General features: G+C 59.8%; 17 protein-coding genes. 13 read left to right on the top strand and 4 right to left on the bottom strand.

The features are described 5' to 3' along the window. The first annotated feature begins 4 nt into the window (after nt 1-4). A complete protein-coding gene (locus ACKVY0_RS01200) occupies nt 5-1,081 on the top strand; it encodes a L,D-transpeptidase (protein WP_409212953.1) in 1,077 nt (358 codons plus the stop codon). 40 nt (nt 1,082-1,121) lie between these two features. Here the strand turns inward: ACKVY0_RS01200 and ACKVY0_RS01195 are convergent, their stop codons facing one another. The 3 genes from ACKVY0_RS01195 to ACKVY0_RS01185 are packed head-to-tail and all read right to left on the bottom strand — an operon-like array spanning nt 1,122 to nt 2,864. After that, nucleotides 1,122-1,781, bottom strand: coding sequence for a phosphoribosylanthranilate isomerase (locus tag ACKVY0_RS01195; RefSeq protein WP_409212952.1), 660 nt, complete (start codon nt 1,779-1,781; stop codon nt 1,122-1,124). After that, on the bottom strand, nt 1,771-2,232 hold the full coding sequence (locus ACKVY0_RS01190; RefSeq protein ID WP_409212951.1) for a hypothetical protein: 462 nt from the start codon (nt 2,230-2,232) through the stop codon (nt 1,771-1,773). Before ACKVY0_RS01190 ends, ACKVY0_RS01195 begins: the two co-directional genes overlap by 11 nt. An 11-nt stretch (nt 2,233-2,243) precedes the next feature. Next, entirely contained in the window at nt 2,244-2,864 is a 621-nt protein-coding gene (locus tag ACKVY0_RS01185; RefSeq protein WP_409212950.1) for a hypothetical protein, read from the bottom strand. Between the two features lie 727 nt (nt 2,865-3,591). Between ACKVY0_RS01185 and ACKVY0_RS01180 the strand changes: the two genes are divergently transcribed. The 12 genes from ACKVY0_RS01180 to ACKVY0_RS01125 all read left to right on the top strand — a co-directional run bounded on the left by ACKVY0_RS01180 (nt 3,592) and on the right by ACKVY0_RS01125 (nt 14,334). Beyond that, nucleotides 3,592-4,602: a zinc-dependent alcohol dehydrogenase family protein gene (locus tag ACKVY0_RS01180; protein WP_409212949.1), complete on the top strand. Its 1,011-nt coding sequence runs from the start codon at nt 3,592-3,594 to the stop codon at nt 4,600-4,602. A 32-nt stretch (nt 4,603-4,634) separates the two neighbouring features. Beyond that, the gene (locus ACKVY0_RS01175; RefSeq protein ID WP_409212948.1) at nt 4,635-6,353 is read left to right on the top strand and encodes an arylsulfatase; all 1,719 of its coding nucleotides are present in this window, start codon (nt 4,635-4,637) and stop codon (nt 6,351-6,353) included. A 31-nt stretch (nt 6,354-6,384) separates the two neighbouring features. Next, on the top strand, nt 6,385-6,795 hold the full coding sequence (locus ACKVY0_RS01170) for a hypothetical protein (RefSeq protein ID WP_409212947.1): 411 nt from the start codon (nt 6,385-6,387) through the stop codon (nt 6,793-6,795). Nucleotides 6,796-6,882: 87 nt separating this feature from the next. Continuing rightward, a complete protein-coding gene (locus tag ACKVY0_RS01165; protein WP_409212946.1) occupies nt 6,883-7,512 on the top strand; it encodes a hypothetical protein in 630 nt (209 codons plus the stop codon). A 124-nt stretch (nt 7,513-7,636) separates the two neighbouring features. Further along, the gene (locus ACKVY0_RS01160) at nt 7,637-8,002 is read left to right on the top strand and encodes a YqjD family protein (protein ID WP_409212945.1); all 366 of its coding nucleotides are present in this window, start codon (nt 7,637-7,639) and stop codon (nt 8,000-8,002) included. A 20-nt stretch (nt 8,003-8,022) separates the two neighbouring features. Continuing rightward, on the top strand, nt 8,023-8,424 hold the full coding sequence (locus tag ACKVY0_RS01155; protein ID WP_409212944.1) for a phage holin family protein: 402 nt from the start codon (nt 8,023-8,025) through the stop codon (nt 8,422-8,424). Continuing rightward, complete coding sequence (locus ACKVY0_RS01150; protein ID WP_409212943.1) at nt 8,397-8,786, top strand: hypothetical protein; 390 nt, start codon at nt 8,397-8,399, stop codon at nt 8,784-8,786. Before ACKVY0_RS01155 ends, ACKVY0_RS01150 begins: the two co-directional genes overlap by 28 nt. An 18-nt stretch (nt 8,787-8,804) precedes the next feature. Continuing rightward, a complete protein-coding gene (locus tag ACKVY0_RS01145) occupies nt 8,805-9,908 on the top strand; it encodes a type IV pilus twitching motility protein PilT (RefSeq protein ID WP_409212942.1) in 1,104 nt (367 codons plus the stop codon). Between the two features lie 29 nt (nt 9,909-9,937). Continuing rightward, on the top strand, nt 9,938-11,041 hold the full coding sequence (locus ACKVY0_RS01140; RefSeq protein WP_409212941.1) for a type IV pilus twitching motility protein PilT: 1,104 nt from the start codon (nt 9,938-9,940) through the stop codon (nt 11,039-11,041). 65 nt (nt 11,042-11,106) lie between these two features. Then, nucleotides 11,107-12,285, top strand: coding sequence for a hypothetical protein (locus tag ACKVY0_RS01135; RefSeq protein ID WP_409212940.1), 1,179 nt, complete (start codon nt 11,107-11,109; stop codon nt 12,283-12,285). 19 nt (nt 12,286-12,304) lie between these two features. Then, entirely contained in the window at nt 12,305-13,747 is a 1,443-nt protein-coding gene (locus ACKVY0_RS01130) for a phospholipase D-like domain-containing protein (protein WP_409212939.1), read from the top strand. 209 nt (nt 13,748-13,956) lie between these two features. Further along, nucleotides 13,957-14,334: a rhodanese-like domain-containing protein gene (locus ACKVY0_RS01125; RefSeq protein WP_409212938.1), complete on the top strand. Its 378-nt coding sequence runs from the start codon at nt 13,957-13,959 to the stop codon at nt 14,332-14,334. Between the two features lie 65 nt (nt 14,335-14,399). Here ACKVY0_RS01125 and ACKVY0_RS01120 read toward each other — a convergent pair whose 3' ends face one another. Continuing rightward, complete coding sequence (locus ACKVY0_RS01120; protein ID WP_409212937.1) at nt 14,400-18,011, bottom strand: thrombospondin type 3 repeat-containing protein; 3,612 nt, start codon at nt 18,009-18,011, stop codon at nt 14,400-14,402. Between the last annotated feature and the right edge of the window lie 28 nt (nt 18,012-18,039).

The following is an 18,039-nucleotide window of genomic DNA, read 5'->3' as shown; positions in this document are numbered from 1 at the left end:
CCCCATGAAACATCCGCTTGCCATCGTTCTGCCCTTGCTGCTGCTCGCATTCACTGCTGCGTCAGCCATCGTCATCCCCGATCCGCTGCCCAAAGCGCCGGAACCCATCGACGACATTCTGCGGCTCCAAATCTTCCTCGACACACAGCTCTTTGGGCCGGGGAAGCTCGACGGTCGTCCCGGTGAGTTCACCACCAAGGCCCTCAAGCGCTACCAGCGGGCGCAGGGCCTCCCCGAGACCGAGATGGCGGCGCACACTCTCGACCTTGCCAGCGTGCCGGAAATCTACACCACCTACACCATCCGCCCTGAAGACCTGCAATACGTCGGCGACCTGCCGCACCAGCCCTCCGCTCAAAGCCGGAAAAAATACCTGCCCTACGACTCGCTGCTGGAATTTTTGACCGAGCGTTTTCACAGCGCGCCCGAACTCCTCGAGTTCATCAACCGCCCGCTCAAGCTGCGCGCCCTCAAGCCCGGCGATGTCGTCAAAGTTCCCACCGTGCAGCCCTTTCTCCTCGAAGCACTCACCGAGGTGCCCAAACTGCCCGAAGTGCCCGAATACTTGACCCGCGTTATCAAAATCGACACCCGCGAAAAAGTGCTGGACCTGTGGGAGGGAGACAAACTCCTCGCCAGCCTGCCCATCACGCCCGGCAGCGGCCACCTCGCCACCCCTCCAGGTAACTGGCGCATCGTCGGCATCACACAGATGCCCACCTTTCGCTGGGACAAAAGCGTCCTCGAGTACGGCGTCCGCAGCAACAACGCTTACGAACTGCCCATCGGCCCGAACAACCCCGTCGGCGTCATGTGGATCGGCCTGAACCGCGCCGGCATCGGCATCCACGGCACCAACTCCCCGCAGACCATCGGACGCAGCTCCAGCCACGGCTGCATGCGCACCGCGAACTGGGATGTCGTGCGCCTCGTCAAGCTCATCACCCAGGGCATGCCCGTCATCATCGAAGGCCCAGCGCCTGAACCTCGTCCCGTCGTTGTGAGGAAAGCCGAACCGCCCCCGCCGCCCGCCGAGCCGCCCAAGCGCGGCTTCTTCAAGTGGCTCTTTGGAAAGCAGTAGAAAGTCCTCCGCTCAACGCCCACATCGTCTTCAATCTGGATCAGGACGTGAGCCAGCCGGCCCGCGCTTCTGCAATGAAGCGGGCGACCTGCGCGAGATCCTTGATGCCGGGCTGGGATTCGACGCCACTGGCGACATCGACGGCGACGGGGTGCGTCTGCTGCACCGCCATGCGCACGTTATCAGGCGTGAGACCGCCGGAGAGCAGGATTTGTTTGGCTGGAAACAACTCGCGGGCACGCACCGCCAGTTCCCACGGGAAGGCGTGACCGCCACCGCCGTAGGTTTCGGGGTTGTAGGCATCGAGCAAGATCGCGGCGCAGGGATACTCGCCGATCTGCGCAAGCGAGGCGGCATCGCGCACTTGCAGGGCCTTGATGACGTTCACACCGCGCTGCATGAGGCGTTCGACAGCACGCGGCGTTTCATCGCCATGGAGTTGCAGCGCTTGAAACAAGCCGCTGGCGATGGCGGCATCGAGCAACGCATCATCGGGATTCACCAGCACGGCGACGAGGGCATGTTGCGCCGCCACGTCCTGCAACGAACCCACCGCGACCGACAGCGACATGTGGCGCTTCGATTTGGGCCAGAGATTGATGCCCACTGCGTCTGCGCCGAGCGCGAAAATTTCCAGCGCCTGCTGTGGCTGGGTGATACCGCAGATTTTGACGCTGTGCCGCAGGGGTTCAGGAAACATGCGGCGGTAGCGGGAGTGGGAAGGTCTGGCCTTGGCGTTCTGGCAACAACGATGCCGTCACAGCCAGCAGCACCTCGAGCTTCGGTGGCAGCGGCATGCTGCCGCGCACGCGTACGTCGCGCTGCAGTTCCTGAAAGCGCAGCACATCGGTGGGACCGATGAGATAAATCACCGGCGGCGCGGTATGGACACCGGGATGCACCATTGGATAAGCCTTGCTGAGCAGACGGTCGAGCATATCCCCGGCGAGATCCGGCAACGGGAGTGAAAACAGAAACAACGAATACTCGCGATGCAGCGCCATTTCGAAGGCACGCTCGCCGCTGGGAGCATCATCCACCTCGCAAACTCGGAAGGCCGTCAGCGCCTCGCGAATGACGCGGCGAAAGGGCAGGCTCGCTTCCGCCAGCAGGACTCGCGGAACGGCAGTGGTGGCCGGATCAGGCGTCATGGAAAGCGCTCTTAGCCTTCGGGATACACCGCCACCGCCATGACACCTTCATTGGGCAGCCAGCCGACGATTTCCACGCGCTTGAGGGATTTGGAGGATTCCCCCATGCCTTTGCGCACCGTCTCCAAAACCTTCTTCTGTGTGTCCGCAGTCACCGTGGAGCCGAACAGCCCGGCAAGATCGGTCAGCACCGGCGCAGGGGCATTCACGCCGCCCAGCATCGTCACCGGGGTACGAGTTTGGCCACAAGCGAGAATGGCCTCCCGAATCGCCTCCGGCGTCATCGTGCTAGAGACCACCACAAGACGACGCAAACGGGTTTCCGCCGTCGGCGTTTGTACAATGGAAGGGGCGGTGACAGCTACCGCCGCGCTAACCGGCGGATTGATGGACTTGCTGGGCTTCAAAAAGCCACGCGGCCCGTCGGAATAAAATGACGTCCCCGGCACCAACGCCTGTGGCAGCACCGGCTCCTGCGCGCTCACGACAGCGGCAGAAGCAAGACAAACAGCAACCAAACAAAAGACGGTAAATTTCACGAAGAGCATGGTTTCTATCATGCCGCCCTTGAAGTGACAATGATAAAGATAGGAGAGGTTGAATAAAACTGGTCTGGGGTTCTGGAAATCCACCAGAACGAGACCGACGCTACAAATCGGTTTGTTCGCATTTTCTCTCTACGCTAAGCCCACTTCTTGACAGGTTGTTCACATGGGCTTGGGAATTCTCAAACATGCGCCAACTTAAATCGGCAATTCAAAGAACGTCTCAGGCACCTCGTTAGCTTTAGGTGGATAACGCCGAGCGTGGAACCCTTGCTTTTGAATCGTGGAACGTCAAGTGAGCCAAAATTAATGAAACTGTATCGTCACCGCCTGCTTGGAATCATCCAAGCCGCCGCAACACCCAAAACCTCTACCTCCAAGCATACAAATAGACATTTAAATCATTCACTTTCAGCAATTTATGAAGTCATTTCACGATCACTTAACGGGCGTTACCAACTGTATCCCATCAGGTGACAGCTAACGACAGCTTCTTCCCCAAGAGGCTCGCAAGCCGATGGACGAGCTGGATTCATTGTTCCGCTTTTATCCGTACATTCCCTATGCCGCCCCGCTGCGGCCGGACCAGATAGGCGAAGCTGGCCGCCTTTCATTTTTGATTCGCAAAGATCGCTTTCGCCTTGAAAACCAAGCGTCTGCCTCCCTGGGGTGCAATTTGTTCACACCATGGCGGGGAAAAACTTCTCTCGCAGAAAATAGTGCCAGCTACTGCCCGATGTGCGGGATTGATGGGAGACCAACTTCCGTCTTGTTGGGCCGGTCAGTTCCGCTAGCCTTCATTCTTCCCAAGCCCATGAAAGCCTACCAAATCACCGGAACCGACGGCCTGAATTCTTTGCAAACCGTGACGCTGCCCGAGCCGAAACCCAGCCCCGGCGAAGTTTTGCTTCGAGTCCGGGCCGTTTGCCTCAATTACCGCGACTACATGAACGTCATGGGCATCAAGGGAGTCAGCGGGCCGATTCCTCGCATCCCGTGCTCGGATGGCGCAGGTGAAGTGGTGGCGGTGGGCGAAGGCGTTTCGGCATGGAAAGCAGGCGACCGGGTGGTTTGCCCCTTCATGCCAACATGGTTGGACGGCGAGTATAGCCAGGCACATGCCGCCCAAGCGCTGGGCGGTGCGGTGGATGGCATGCTGCGTGAGTTTGCGGTGATACGTGCCGAAAGCCTGCTGCCGGTGCCTGCGCACCTATCCATCGTAGAAGCAGCCACCCTGCCCTGTGCGGCGGTCACCGCCTGGGATGCGCTGCATACCCGAGGAGCATTGAAGGCGGAAGAAACGGTGCTCGTGCTCGGCAGCGGCGGCGTGTCGGTCTTTGCCCTCCAGTTTGCCAAACTGGCCGGCGCACGCGTCCTGGCCACGACGAGCAGCGATGACAAGGCCCAACGTCTCCTCGCACTCGGTGCCGATGCCGTTCACAACTACAAGACCGATCCCGCTTGGGATGACTGGGCGCTGGCGCAAACCGGTAAACGCGGCGTGGACAAGGTGATTGAGATCGGTGGTGCCGAAACGCTCAATCGGTCGCTGAAGGCCACGCGGTTCGGCGGCCACATCGCCCTCATCGGCGTTCTTACCGGCACCAGTGCCGAGATTCAGACGGTGCAAATCCTGCGCAAAGGCATCCGGCTGGACGGCATCTATGTCGGTTCACGCGAAATGTTTGCACAGATGCTCGCGGAGATCGAGCGGGTGAAATTGCAGCCGGTGATCGACTCCACCTTCGAGTTTGAAGACGCCCGCGCCGCCTTTCAGCGCATGGAAAGCGGCCAGCACTTCGGCAAAATCGTGATCCGGGTGTGAGATCATCAAACAGGCATCGTTTGGGGTGAGCCATGCTCCTGCGTTCCCTTCTCTTCGTTCTGATCACTGCCAGCGCACTCCGAGCCGCTGCTCCCAACATCATCCTCATCATGTCAGATGACATGGGCTTCTCCGACCTCGGCTGCTATGGCGGGGAAATTCAGACGCCGAACCTCAACCGGCTGGCACAACGCGGCGTAAGGCTGAATCAATTCTACAACACTGGGCGCTGCTGCCCGACGCGGGCGTCGCTGCTGACAGGATTGTATCCGCATCAGGCGGGCATCGGCCACATGATGGAAGATCGCGGGCATGACGGCTATCGCGGTGATCTGAACAACCGCTGCGTCACGATTGCAGAAGTGTTAAAACCGGCAGGCTATCGAACTTATGCTGTGGGCAAGTGGCATGTCACGAAGCATGCCAAACCGGAAGGACCGAAGCACAACTGGCCGCTGCAACGCGGCTTCGACCGCTTCTACGGCACCATCACCGGCGCGGGCAGTTTTTATGATCCGGGAACACTGACACGCGATGACACCATGATCTCGCCTTTCGCCGATCCTGAATACCAGCCGCAGCGCTATTATTATACGGATGCCATCAGCGACCACGCGATTCGCTACATCGACGAGCATGCGCGTGACCAGAAGGACAAGCCGTTCTTTCTCTACATGGCCTACACGGCGGCTCACTGGCCGATGCACGCGTTGGAGGAAGACATCGCCAAATACCGCGGCAAATATGACGCAGGCTACGAATCCGTGCGACAGGCGCGGTTTCTGCGCATGAAGGAGATGGGATTGATCGCAAAAAACGCGGAGCTGGCCCCCACCGTCGGTGATTGGTCGAACGTGAAGGACAAAGTCTGGGAAACACGCTGCATGGAGGTCTTTGCCGCAATGATCGACCACATGGATCAGGGCATTGGCCGCGTGATCAGCTCCCTGGAAAAGCACCGCTTGCTGGAGAACACGCTCATTTTGTTTCTTCAGGACAACGGGGGGTGCCAGGAGGCAATTGGCCGACAACTCAAGCTGCCGGAGGCGAACAGCCAGACGTTTCCAGTGATCGCACCCGACGCGATTCGGACGGACGTCATTCCCAAGCAAACACGCGATGGTCAGCCGGTGAAGCAGGGCCTGGGCATCACGCCCGGAGGGCCGAATGATTACATCGCGTATGGTGAGGCATGGGCAAATGTCTCGAACACGCCGCACCGCGAGTACAAGCATTACGTTCACGAAGGCGGCATCGCCACACCGCTCATTGCTCACTGGCCCGCTGGTATTCCCGCTGCGCAGCACGGCAAAATCGAGCAGCAGACCGGTCATCTCATCGACCTCATGGCAACCTGTGTCGATGTCGCCGGTGCGGCCTATCCCGCAGAATTCAAAGGCCAGACGATTCAACCCATGGAAGGCGTGAGCCTGGCTCCTGCGTTTCATGGCAAGGACAACGGCGTGCGTTCCATCTTCTGGGAGCACGAAGGCAATCGCGCTCATCGTTTCGGCCCGTGGAAGATCGTGGCGAAGGAAAAAAAGCCATGGGAACTGTACAACATCGAGGAAGATCGTGCGGAGCAGCATGATCTGGCCGCCAGTGAACCGGAACGCATGAAAACGATGGTCGCCAGTTGGGATGCCTGGGCGGCGCGAGCACTTGTGCTACCCGTCGGCACTTGGAAAGCCTCTGATATTGGTAAAAATGCAAAAAAGAAGGCCAAGCCGAACAGCAAGAAGCCAGATTGATTTTGGAACGAAACGTGCTCACAATCACTTCATGTCCCTCCCTCAGATCGTTCTCGATGCCCCCACGCTGAAACTTATTCTCTGCATTGTCGGCGGCCTGCTGCTGATCGCGATGGTGCGGATCACCTTCCTGCTGCGCACCAACAACCGCCTGCGTGACAGCACCGCCAAGATGGAAAAACAGGTGCTCACTCAGCATCAGGAGATCCTCGCCGTGCGTCAGGATTCCAATGCTTGGCGTGGCGAACTCCAACGCATGTTCGACGCTTTCCGCGCCGAATTCTCCAAGCGCCTCACCGAATCTGAACAGCGTTACCATGACATCCAGCAGCGTCAGGCAGCGGTGACGCCGCCACCTCCTCCTTCTTCTGAGTCTGAGGCGGTGCTTGAATCGCCGGTTGAACCCGTCGTGTCGCCGGTGCCGGCTCTCGCCATCTCCTGAAGCCAGAGCTTACGGCGTTAAAATTTCATCAAAGCGAAGGACTGCCTGCGCGATTGAATTGAAACGCTGCCTACTGCATAACTCCATATGTTCCAGACATTGTCTCACGACGTTCAGCTTCTGCTCATTGGTCTCACGGTTCTCAGCGGCCTGTTTCTCATCGCAATGATCCGCACGTTTGTGCTGCTGCGCGACAATGATCGCATGCACAGCGAATGCACGAAGATGGAAAAGCAGGCGCTGGAGCAGCAGATTGAACTCACCGCCATTCATCACGATGCCATGTCGTGGCGGGCCAAAACGCAGCGCCAGTTTGATGCGTTGCGCGGTGATCTCTCCCACCGCCTGCTGCAGTCCGAGCAGAGCAATCAACACGCCCAGCAAGGCCTGGATGTTGCTCAATCCCAGTCGCTGACCGCCATGCTCGCCAAAATCACGGAGCTTGAGGCCCGTCTCGCCGCAAAACCGGCACCTGCTGCACCGTCGAAGCCTCCGGCTCCGGCATTTGCCAAACCTGCGGAATCTTCCCTGCCGTCGCTTCCCGCGATGGAAACACTGCGTCTCCAGTCGCTGGAAGCCGAACTTGCCGCCACCAAAGCCGAACTCACCGCCCACCGGCAGCAAAACGCCGCGCTTCAGCGCACCCTGCTGCTGGCACGGCGTCGGCAGCCCGCCCTGCGGAAGAGCGGTACTCGTGGTATGGCACGCAACAACTGAGCTAAGAAATCAGCGAACTGTTTTTTCCTCTCGCCATTGTGACGAGACCGTCTTTATTCGCGAACACAAGGCTGTGCGCACCGTGCGGACGGCCAGAATGCTCACTTCAGCTTTTTTTCGCACCATGACTGAGAACCCCACCGCAGAATCCCCTTTCGGCGTCAGCTCGCCGCACGATCCGTTTCAAGCGGCGAAGGCCAGTGCGCTGAAAGCCGCCGAGGAATTGCGCGCCGCCGCTACTCAAAAGGCATCTGAATTCCGCACCGCCGCCGAAACTCGCGCGCAGCAGTTCCGCAGCAGCGCCGAGCAAACGGCCACCGACATCAAGGAAAAGGCCGGCGAGTTTGCCGACCACACGTTCACCGAAGCCCGCGAGCGTTATGCTGATCTACGCGCGGAGGCGGAAAAATTTGCGCGTGAAAAGCCGCTGCAAGCTCTGCTCACCGCCTTCGGCATCGGCTTCGTCGTCGGTTCCATCCTGCGTCGCTGATTTTCCATCGCGCACAGCTCATGAATCCAGGCACGCCGCCCGCATCCGAGGAACACGCCAGTGCGCCCGGACTGCTGCGTGCCATCGCCTTGTATATCGAGGCCCGTGGCCGCCTGCTGCACATTGAAGGCCAAGAGGCTGGTGCACGGCTGTCCAACCTCGTCGGCATGTTCATGCTGGCGCTCACAGCACTCATCATGAGCTGGATTCTCGCCGCCCCCGCGTTGGTGTGGCTCATCGCCGAATACAATGGCTGGCCTTGGACCCGCGTCGCGTTAATCGGCGCTGCGGTGCATCTGTTTCTCGGGCTGCTCCTGCTCGCCGGCTTGAAAAACCGGCTGCGCGGCGTCCAGTTCTTTGAGGAAACCTTCAATCAATTCCGCCGGGATCGCGAATGGCTCGCCAGCAACAAACACCACTAACGCCGAAGGAACAGGCGTTGCAGGATCTGGAGGCCGCGCGCGCGTCTCTGGCGCATCATGCCACGCTCGCGGTGGAGGAATGGAGTCCGCACGCGCTGGTTGCACGCAGCATCGAGAAACATCGCGCTCTGTGGATGGGTGGCGCGGCGCTCGCCGGCTTGGCGCTGATCAAACTTGTCTGGCCCAACAACAGACGTGACAACTTGGTCGCCACCGCTAAGAATCGCGGCCTGTTGGCGTTGCTGCTCAGCCCGCTTCTCGCGCTGGGTCGTAAATCCATCTTGAACTACGGCACACGATGGCTCGAATCCTACCTGCACAAGAAAGCTTCTCCTAACGCTCCTGACCTCGGGACAGTCTAGTCAGTGCCTTTTCCTTTCATGTCCGAATCCAACCAACCTCCTCAAGACCTCCTTCCCGTTTTAGGTTCCGTGGACGAATACCTGCGCTTTTGCATGGAGTATGATGCGTCCGACCTGCATCTTGCCACCGGCGCGCAGCCTGCTTGGCGGCGTTACGGCAATCTGCAGCCGATCTGGGACAACGCCGCCCTCCTTTCCGCCGAAGATGCCCGCCGCCTCGCCTACGGCTTCCTCGGTGAAGCACAGACCAAGCAGCTCGAAGCACGCGGCGATGTCGATTTCGCCTATTCGCCGGCCTTTGGCCGCTTCCGCTCCTCCGTGGTGCAGCAGCGTCTCGGCATCGACATGGTTTTTCGTGTCATCAAAACGCAGATCAAATCCGTCGAGGATCTCGGCCTGCCTGACACCGCCAAAACGCTCACCCGCTTCCACAACGGCCTCATCCTCGTCACCGGCCCCGTCGGCTGCGGCAAATCCACCACGCTTGCCGCGTTGGTCGATTCCATCAATGCGGAACGCCAGGATCACATCATCACGCTCGAAGACCCGATCGAGTACGTCATCGAGCCCAAAGGCTGCCATGTGAACCAGCGCGAGGTTCACACCCACACCGCCTCCTTCGCCGCCGCGCTGCGTGGTGCGCTGCGTGAAGACCCGGACGTGATCATGGTCGGTGAAATGCGCGACCTTGAAACCATCTCGCTCGCCATCACTGCTGCGGAAACCGGCCACTTGGTGCTCGGCACACTGCACACTGGCAGCGCCGCACGCACACTCGATCGTGTGCTCGATGTGTTCCCCATCGACCAGCGCGATCAGATTCGCATCATGGTCTCCGAATCCTTGCGCGGCATCCTCTCCCAGCAGCTCGTGCCCCGGCTCGACGGCAATGGCCGCGTGATGGCGCTCGAAGTGCTGGTGAACACACCTGCCGTCGGCAACTGCATTCGTGAAGGCAAGACCTACATGCTCGCCGGCGTCATGCAGACCGGCAAAAGCGTCGGCATGATCACCATGGATGATTCGCTGCGCAATCTCTACGCCGCCGGCCAAATCAGCCGTGAGGAGTGTGAATCCCGCGCCGAAGACAAAGTGATCATGAAGAAATACTTCGAGTCCTGAGCCACCCAACCGCGCACCGCGAACGTCTCATGCCAATCATTGACCAATATTTCCAACAGCTCATCGCACTGGGCGGTTCCGACCTTCACCTCAGCCAGAAGCAGCCTGCCAAAGTGCGCGTGCATGGCAGCATCAAGCCCATCTCCGACCAAATCCTCGACGAACGCCTCATGGAAACCATGATGCGCGAAATCTGTGAGCCGCGCGCCTGGGACCGCTACAAAGAAAAAGGCGATCTCGACTTCGCCTACGAGATGGACGCGGACAATCGCTTCCGCTGCAACTACCTGCGCCAGCAGCATGGCTACGCCGCCGTGTTCCGTATCATTCCCACCAAAATCGCCAGCCTCGAGCAGCTCGGCATCCCGCAGGTGGTGAAGGAGTTCGGCCATATGCGCAGCGGCTTGGTACTCGTCACTGGCCCCACCGGCTCCGGCAAATCCACCACGCTGGCCGCCCTGCTCGATTACATCAACACCAACTTCCGCCGCCACATCATCACGATCGAGGAACCGATCGAATTCGTGCATCGGAACAAGAAAAGCATCATCACCCAGCGTGAAGTGCCGATTCAAACCCCATCGTTCGCCGACGGCCTCCGCGCCGCTTTGCGCGAAGATGCCGACATCGTGCTCGTGGGCGAAATGCGTGACTTGGAAACCATCGCCCTCGCGCTCACGGCGGCGGAAACCGGCTTGCTCGTGTTCGGCACCCTGCACACCAACAACGCCCGCAAAACCGTTGACCGTATCATCGACGTGTTCCCCTCCGACCAGCAGAGCCAGGTACGCACCATGCTCGCGGCTTCATTGAAGGGGGTCGTCGCCCAGCTCCTCATGAAAAAATCCGACGGCAAGGGCCGTGCCGCCGTGAATGAGATCCTGGTCACGAATCCTGCCGTCAGTGCCATCATTCGTGAAGGTGCCACGCAGAAGCTCTACGACGTCATCATCGGCGGCAAGGCCCAAGGCATGCAGTTCATGGACGAAGCCATCTGGCAGAAGCTGCGCGACGGTTACGTCACGCCGATGGAGGCCTACATGAAGGCCATCGACAAAAACCGCTTCAAAGCCTTCCTCCCGCCCGAAGACGCCGGTCTCGCCGTCGCCAGCGGTGGCGACACCAACAAGTGAACCTGCGGGCCAGATGCATCTTGCCGCCGCAGACGCGATGAATTAGCATCCGCGTCACACTACGGATGAGCACGGCTTCAGAGGGTATTCCGACGGATCATGCAACGCACGCCGGTCAACCGCCCGGCGCGTTGGCCATGCTGGCTGCCACCGCCCTTGGCGGCGTCATCGTCTCGCGCATGAACAAAACACCGCTCATCCTGGCCGCTGGAGCCGCCGCGCTGGCATTGCTGAACCGCAAGAAAGTCAGCACACCCAAGGCCGCGCCACCGTGCGCACCAGAACCCGTTCAGGCGCAGCCAAAAATTCAGCCGCAGAGTCAGATCGAGCAATGGCTCACCCAGCAGATTCATCGCGAAGAAAACGCCCCATTCATCGAACTGCCACCAGCAGCCGCCAGCATCGAACCCGAGGACGATTACATCCCGCAGTCCTTGCTGTCCGATGACGCGGCTGAAATCACCGTCGCCCCGCCGCCACACGACGCCTTCGCGTCTCTCACCGAACCCGTGTTCCGCATGCCCAAAGCCGCGCCAATGCGGTTCGAGCCCAAACCCGCTCTCTCAGTGCTCCAGGCTCTCGAAGCCACCGAATCCTGCCCCACCTTAGACGCAGCGTGGATTCTCGGCGTCGAACCGCTGCCCAGCCTGAACGAATCCGCCGCATCTCCCTCCTTGGTCAGCCGCATGTTCTCCACCCAACCTGTGCCGATGACCAACCTCGCAGCGCCGGCGGTTTTTTCCGCCCCCGTGTTTGAAGGCGGCACCCTGCCGGATGAAATCGAAGTCACTCCTTCCACAGAGCCCGTGATACATCTGACGCCGATGCTCCCGCAGGCGCTGACAACGGCACCAGAAGCCGAGTTAGTGCGTGACACGGCGCCCGCAGCAGAAGTGCCGGAAATTCTCGTTCAAATCGCCGCGCCCGGCGAAGCCTCCTTCGATCCGCCGCTTGCCATCGTGCCCAATAATCCCTGGATGCCCCCGGTCGAAGCGCCACCGCCATCGCAACCCTCACCTCTCAGTCCCGTCTTCGAGGCAGAAATCGTGCTGCGCCCACGCGCACCGACGCAGGTCGCCGTAGTCGCCAAAACCAGGCCCGTCTCGTCACGCTTCGCCAAAACCGCTGTACCAGCCGCAGCACCGGCCGACCGCGAAGATCCAGTTCAGGTCAACGCCACGGTGCAAACACCGCACGAACAGCCTGCCAACACCACCTGGCGCTCCTGGTGGCGCGGCGATTGATTTTATCGCATCCTGAATCATGCACTGGATTGAATTCACCTTCTGGCCGACAGCGTTCGCCATTGCCTCCATCGTTTGTGCGGTCGTCGCTCTGGCTCATCTGCTGCTGCGGCATCATGATTACCGCTCCGCCGCGTTCTGGACGGCGCTCGTCGTGTTCTCGCCGCTCATCGGGCCGCTGCTCTACCTGTTTCTCGGCATCAACATCCTGCGCCGTCGCGCCAAGCATTATCGCAGCGGCACCTATGAACCGTGGCTGGATCCCGTGCCGGAACATCCCCTGCCCTTTCCTTCCGAAAGCAGCGAGGCGCAGGAGCACCAGCAGCTCGCGAAGACGCTCGACCGCATCTCGCGTTTCTGCTTCACGCTGGGCAACACCGTCACGCCGCTGTACCATGGCGATGAGGCCATGCCGCGCATGCTGGCGGCGATTCGTGGCGCGCAGCGCAGCATCTCGCTCGCCAGCTACATCTTTGAAGCCATTGGCATCGGTGCGGACTTTGTCACCGAGCTTTCCAACGCGGTGAAACGCGGCGTGCAGGTGCGTGTGATGATCGATGACGCTGGCACGCGTTATTCCTGGCCGCCAGTGGTCGATGCACTCGTCAAAGCGGGCGTCACCGCGCGGCGCTTCATGCCCAACCGCATGATCCTGCGCCTCATCACCATGAACCTGCGCAATCACCGCAAAATCATGGTGGTGGACGGCAAAACCGCCTTCACCGGCGGCATGAACATCCGCGAAGGCAACATGCTTGCCCGCAAACCCGCACATCCGGTGCATGACCTGCATTTTGAGGTCAGCGGTCCCATCGTCGCGCAGATACAACGCGTGTTCGCCGAAGACTGGGCCTTCTGCACCAACGAAGCGCTCGAAGGACCGCTATGGTTCCCGGAGATTCCGGGCACCGGCAAAACCAGCGCCATCGGCATCGTCGATGGCCCTGATGAAGACATGGAGGTCATGCCCGCCGCCTTTTTTGCGGCGCTCAACGCCGCACGCGAGGAGGTGCGCATTATTACGCCCTACTTTCTGCCCACGCTCACGCTCATGGCCTCGCTGCGGCTCTGCGCCATTCGTGGCGTGAAGGTCACCATCCTCACCCCGGCGCAAAACAACATCCCGCTCGTCGGCTGGGCCGCGCAGACCTTGTATCCCGAGCTGCTCGCCGTCGGCTGCCGCATCTTTGAATCCCCACCGCCCTTCGACCACTCCAAATTTTTCCTCATCGACGGCGTGTGGTCCTTCCTCGGCTCCACCAACTGGGATCCACGCAGCCTGCGCCTGAATTTCGAGTTCAACCTCGCCTGCCACGACCCCGAGCTGGGCCAGCTCCTCAGCGCTGAGATGGATGCCAAACTCGCCGTCAGCCGCGAAATCACCCGCGAACTGCTGGCCGCCGCCCCGGTCCAGCAGCGCCTGCGCAACGGCTTCGCCCGGCTGTTCATCCCCATCCTGTGATTTCTTTGCAGCATTTCGTCGGATGAAACGTAATGACACCCACACGCTGCAAAGGCCGGGAATAAAACCGCCGGATGCAACGTCCCACACGACCAATCCATGAAACCTTGGTTTCACCCTCCGCATTGAATCCTTTGCCCCGGCAGACGGGGCCGCTGCCGCGCACAGCCACCACGCGCACCCCTAACTCAACCCACCCAAACTCAATCATGAAGAAAATCATCGCCCTCGCCTTCGCGCTCGTCGCCTCCTCCGTGTTCGCCGCCGAGTTCCCGGACATCAGCATCGCCGACCTCAAGCAGGCCATCGCTGACAAGAAAGTCACCGTCATCGATGTGAACGGTCCCGCCTCCTACAAGGCCGGCCACGTTCCTACCGCCGTTGATTTCGCCACCCAGAAGGACAGCCTCGCCAGCGTGCTCCCTGCTGACAAAGGTGCCCTCGTCGTCGCCTATTGTGGTGGTCCTGCCTGCAGCGCCTACAAAGCCGCTGCCAACGCCGCCAGCCAGCTCGGCTACACCAACGTGAAGCACCTCTCCGCTGGCATCTCCGGCTGGAAGGCCGCCAACGAAGCCCTGGAGAAGTAATTCTCCGTTTCACCAACCGGGTGTGCGGGATCAAATCCTGCCGCCCGGTTTTTTTGTGCCTACAATCACCTCTTCAAACTTGCCAACGGACGGAAAAAGCGGCGTGAACGATCCAGCGCGATCGTTTTGGCAAAGGTGTCAGCGTCCGCAAGCGTTGCGGAAAGCTCTGGCGGAGCGCCCCAACTGAGGAGGTCGTCGCTGGCTTCAAAGTTCACATTGATGTAGCTGGTGTATGCCGCCGGCCAGTCCACACGTAACGTCGGTGTACCAGACGCGAGGGAGAGGTCAAATTTGGAAAATTCAAGATTCGTCGGAGGAACCGCTGGTGAACTCAATGCGCTGCGTGGATCGGTCGAACGGAAGTATTCCTCCACTAAAGTATAGGCACTAGCATCGAGGCGGTCATACATACCATAAGCCAGCGTGCCAAAGTGACGACGCTCCCAACTGTCAGCCAGGAGATCGCCGTCGTTGTCTGCATCGATCGTGGAAGGCAGCGCATCGATGGTGAGGCTGATGACTTCCAGCACCGCGTAACTCGCGATGGCGGGAAGGTCGAAATAGGCAGAGACAGTCATGCTCGTGCCAGCAGCCAGGGAGACAGAACTGGGAAGCCGAATGGCATCATGATCGGCATCGACGAGGACATAGGGGGTGCCGCCGCTGTCCTGCACCAGCGTCAACCCAGCAGGTGAAGCCGTTGCGCGGGTGACGAGTGTGTAGGTAGCGCTGCTCCGGGTTGGATAGCCTGCTAGGACGGCGGCACAACGGGCTTTGGCCGTGGCGTAGTCGCCACTGGTGAAAGTTGACCCGCTGAGATACTCGGCAGGCAAATTACCCGTAGTGACAAACTCGTATAGCGCAGTCAGCGGCGCTGTCATACTGCCCAATGCGGCATCAGCCAGAGCTTCGTGGCGCGCATAGACATCACGTGCCACTTGGCGGAGCGCTGTGCTGTCGGTGTGGGACAAGGCAGCGTCTAGATAGCTCACCAGAGCGCTCATGCGCACGATAGAAGCTGTCGGTGTAGTACTAGAGCGGGTGCGAAGCGCATGGGGATTTTGATCGACGGTCGTTTCATCACCCGTGACAATGACTCCGCGTGCGGCGAAGAGATCACGCACCATTTCACGCAACATCAGCGCAGCGAGTGTGGTCTCGCTCGTCAAAGTGACCTGCGCATAAGGCTGACCACCACGGTTGGCAGCCGCGAGGTTTTGCGCCAGCCAGTTGGGCGCTGCGGCACCTGCGCCATCAATGGGGAAAGTGAAGCTCTGCTGCGTGCTGCTCCAGTGATCGTCGTAACCAGCATTGGCACCAGTGGGGCTCCAATTCGTCGAGGTATTATGCCAGTTCGTGGAGCCAAAACTCCATGCAGTGCCAGTAGTGACTAGTGCCCCCTGCGTGCTGCCAAAACTCCAGCCGTCCTCCTCTGACACGGGAACGATTCCTGCCATAGCACGGCCAGGGTACGTGGTCATGGACGGATTGTTGGAGAAATTGTCCGGTGTACGCGCGATCAGGTAGCCTTTGTCACCCGTGGCATTCAGCACGGTAATCCGACCAAACAAAACCGCCGCACCGCCCGTGCCGATGCTGCCACTGCCGAGGTTGTTACCGAGCGGATCGGTGATGGTAATGACAGTGTCATTGGCCGCACGGCCAGTGGTGAGTCCAGTGGCACTCTGGCGGCGCACACTCACATCGACAAGCAGCGTGCTAAGCGAAGGCGCATCAGTAGCGGGTTTACTCGTTGCGTTGTTCGGATTGGTACCGGCGCTGATTTCATCAGCATCGCTAAATCCATCAGCATCGGAGTCGCTGCCGCCATCAGGATCGAGGCCTTTATTGACTTCGACAAAGTCAGGCACGCCGTCACCATCGCGGTCTTGAAGTGCAGGTGGCGTGGTAAAGGTGTAAGCAGCCGATTTTGTCAGCGTGGGGCCGGTGCCGGGCTTGTCGGCATAGTAATAGACCGAACCGTCGGTAAAAACCCACGGTGGGGCTGCGGAGTTGTATGCGGTGAAGCTCCCGGCACTTCCGATTCGGTAATAGACCGTCGTGCCGCCACTGTAACCAATGAAGCTAAGCTCAATGCCAGTGCTGAAGCTGCCCGCTGCGGGTGAAATTGACACGTCCTCCACTCTGGAGCCAAGCGTGCTGTCAAAGTTCACGATGGAGAACTGGAGGTGTTGCTGATTGACCGCTGTACCCGGCGTGGCACTCGCGGCAGTACCCACATTCTGTGCTGAGGGCACACCAAGTCCCTGGGCACTGCGTACAAAGCTGGCGATCTGTGCCAGCACATTGAAGGGACCGCCGCCGATGCTCACGCTATCACTCCAATCTCCCGCTTTATAGCTATGCAGTTGCGAAACATTGTCCGCACGGAATGGCATGTCGCTGAGCAGGAGAACGTTGGCATAACTGGCATACGCATTGACCGCTGGCAGTGTGGTGATGGCAGTCTGGGTCCAGCCGCTACCGTTATTGGCAAAGGAAATGGCGGTGGTGGAAGGCTGGCCAGGTGCGGCGGCATATAGCACCTGAAACTGCGAGGAGCCATTTGCTGGCACCACGCCGCTGATCACACCACTGCCACCGGTGGGCGAAAGCGTGACTGGAGCGGAGAAGCCAACGCCACTGGTGTAACCATAGATCGCCAGCATACCACTGGAGAAACGCACGAGCATTTTCGCACCTGCCGGATCTGCTACCTGCACGATTTGAGCCACCGGGGCACCAAAGGTATGAGTGAACGGCGCAGAGAAAACCCAACCTGGACCACTCGTCACAATACGGCGCACTTGAACCGCTGAGACACCAGGAACGTAAAACACGAGGTCCATGTTCGGACTCTGAAACGGCACAGCAGTGAAGCCAACGTTGTCCACCAAGCCTGGCAGGCTCAATTCGGTGGTGAAACCTACGCCAGTGGGATTCACCGCCACAAAATCATTCGTGGCACCAGCATCACGCAGGTAACCAAACAGGATCGCACCACCTACCGCCGTGTGGAGCGGATTGCCACGCACGGTTTGAAACGATGGGCAGTCGCCAACGTCGATAATACTCCATGATCCTGCGTTTGAGCGGAGTTCGCTCATCGCATTGGCCAAAGTTGGGTGTCCGGTGATGATCGCGGCCAAATCGTCCTCAGGAGTGTTGCCGCCACCGGTGGTGATGTCCATCGCGCAGAGTGTTTCAGGCCCCAAACCGACACTGAGCACCGTTTTTGGCTCCACGTAACTAGCAGTGCTCGGAGCAAGGATTTGGACGCGATTTTGCGCCGGAGCCGTGATGGCAAAAGAATCGGCTGCAGTGCCAAAAAGTTTGCCCACCGCGATGCTAGTGGCGTCAGTGACCCCGGTGGCCCGCGAAGAGGCGAAACTCGGCCCCGTCATCAGTCCAGTACCATAGCCAATGCGATACAGCCCTGTCACTTTATCAACGATGAGCACATCAGCATTACCATCCCCATTGAAATCACCGGCGGCAGTCAATTCGCGCTCGTTTTCGTAGCTGGGTGCAGCGGCGTGAGTGGCGGCAGCGATGAAAAAAATCAGGCGCGCCACAAGTTTGCCGCAGAAAGAAAGCAGTGCAGAGAGGTCCGAGCATCGCTGCTGAGCATCTGGGCGTTTCAGCGTGTGCTGGGTGGCAGGGAAGATGGTTTTCATTTAAACAGGGGGTTGATTTTGGCACCAG

Origin of the sequence: Prosthecobacter sp. (genome assembly GCF_046154365.1) — a bacterium.
In the GTDB taxonomy this organism is placed as follows: domain Bacteria; phylum Verrucomicrobiota; class Verrucomicrobiia; order Verrucomicrobiales; family Verrucomicrobiaceae; genus Prosthecobacter.
Note: the sequence above shows the minus strand (reverse complement) of the source record. Positions and strands in the feature narration are given on the sequence as shown.

What these genes read in the sequence shown, in the direction of transcription:
- ACKVY0_RS01200 (WP_409212953.1), top strand. Translation starts at nt 5, where the DNA reads ATGAAACATCCGCTTGCCATCGTTCTGCCCTTGCTGCTGCTCGCATTC.
- ACKVY0_RS01195 (WP_409212952.1), bottom strand. Translation starts at nt 1,781, where the DNA reads ATGTTTCCTGAACCCCTGCGGCACAGCGTCAAAATCTGCGGTATCACC.
- ACKVY0_RS01190 (WP_409212951.1), bottom strand. Translation starts at nt 2,232, where the DNA reads ATGACGCCTGATCCGGCCACCACTGCCGTTCCGCGAGTCCTGCTGGCG.
- ACKVY0_RS01180 (WP_409212949.1), top strand. Translation starts at nt 3,592, where the DNA reads ATGAAAGCCTACCAAATCACCGGAACCGACGGCCTGAATTCTTTGCAA.
- ACKVY0_RS01175 (WP_409212948.1), top strand. Translation starts at nt 4,635, where the DNA reads ATGCTCCTGCGTTCCCTTCTCTTCGTTCTGATCACTGCCAGCGCACTC.
- ACKVY0_RS01170 (WP_409212947.1), top strand. Translation starts at nt 6,385, where the DNA reads ATGTCCCTCCCTCAGATCGTTCTCGATGCCCCCACGCTGAAACTTATT.
- ACKVY0_RS01165 (WP_409212946.1), top strand. Translation starts at nt 6,883, where the DNA reads ATGTTCCAGACATTGTCTCACGACGTTCAGCTTCTGCTCATTGGTCTC.
- ACKVY0_RS01160 (WP_409212945.1), top strand. Translation starts at nt 7,637, where the DNA reads ATGACTGAGAACCCCACCGCAGAATCCCCTTTCGGCGTCAGCTCGCCG.
- ACKVY0_RS01155 (WP_409212944.1), top strand. Translation starts at nt 8,023, where the DNA reads ATGAATCCAGGCACGCCGCCCGCATCCGAGGAACACGCCAGTGCGCCC.
- ACKVY0_RS01150 (WP_409212943.1), top strand. Translation starts at nt 8,397, where the DNA reads ATGGCTCGCCAGCAACAAACACCACTAACGCCGAAGGAACAGGCGTTG.
- ACKVY0_RS01145 (WP_409212942.1), top strand. Translation starts at nt 8,805, where the DNA reads ATGTCCGAATCCAACCAACCTCCTCAAGACCTCCTTCCCGTTTTAGGT.
- ACKVY0_RS01140 (WP_409212941.1), top strand. Translation starts at nt 9,938, where the DNA reads ATGCCAATCATTGACCAATATTTCCAACAGCTCATCGCACTGGGCGGT.
- ACKVY0_RS01135 (WP_409212940.1), top strand. Translation starts at nt 11,107, where the DNA reads ATGAGCACGGCTTCAGAGGGTATTCCGACGGATCATGCAACGCACGCC.
- ACKVY0_RS01130 (WP_409212939.1), top strand. Translation starts at nt 12,305, where the DNA reads ATGCACTGGATTGAATTCACCTTCTGGCCGACAGCGTTCGCCATTGCC.
- ACKVY0_RS01125 (WP_409212938.1), top strand. Translation starts at nt 13,957, where the DNA reads ATGAAGAAAATCATCGCCCTCGCCTTCGCGCTCGTCGCCTCCTCCGTG.
- ACKVY0_RS01120 (WP_409212937.1), bottom strand. Translation starts at nt 18,011, where the DNA reads ATGAAAACCATCTTCCCTGCCACCCAGCACACGCTGAAACGCCCAGAT.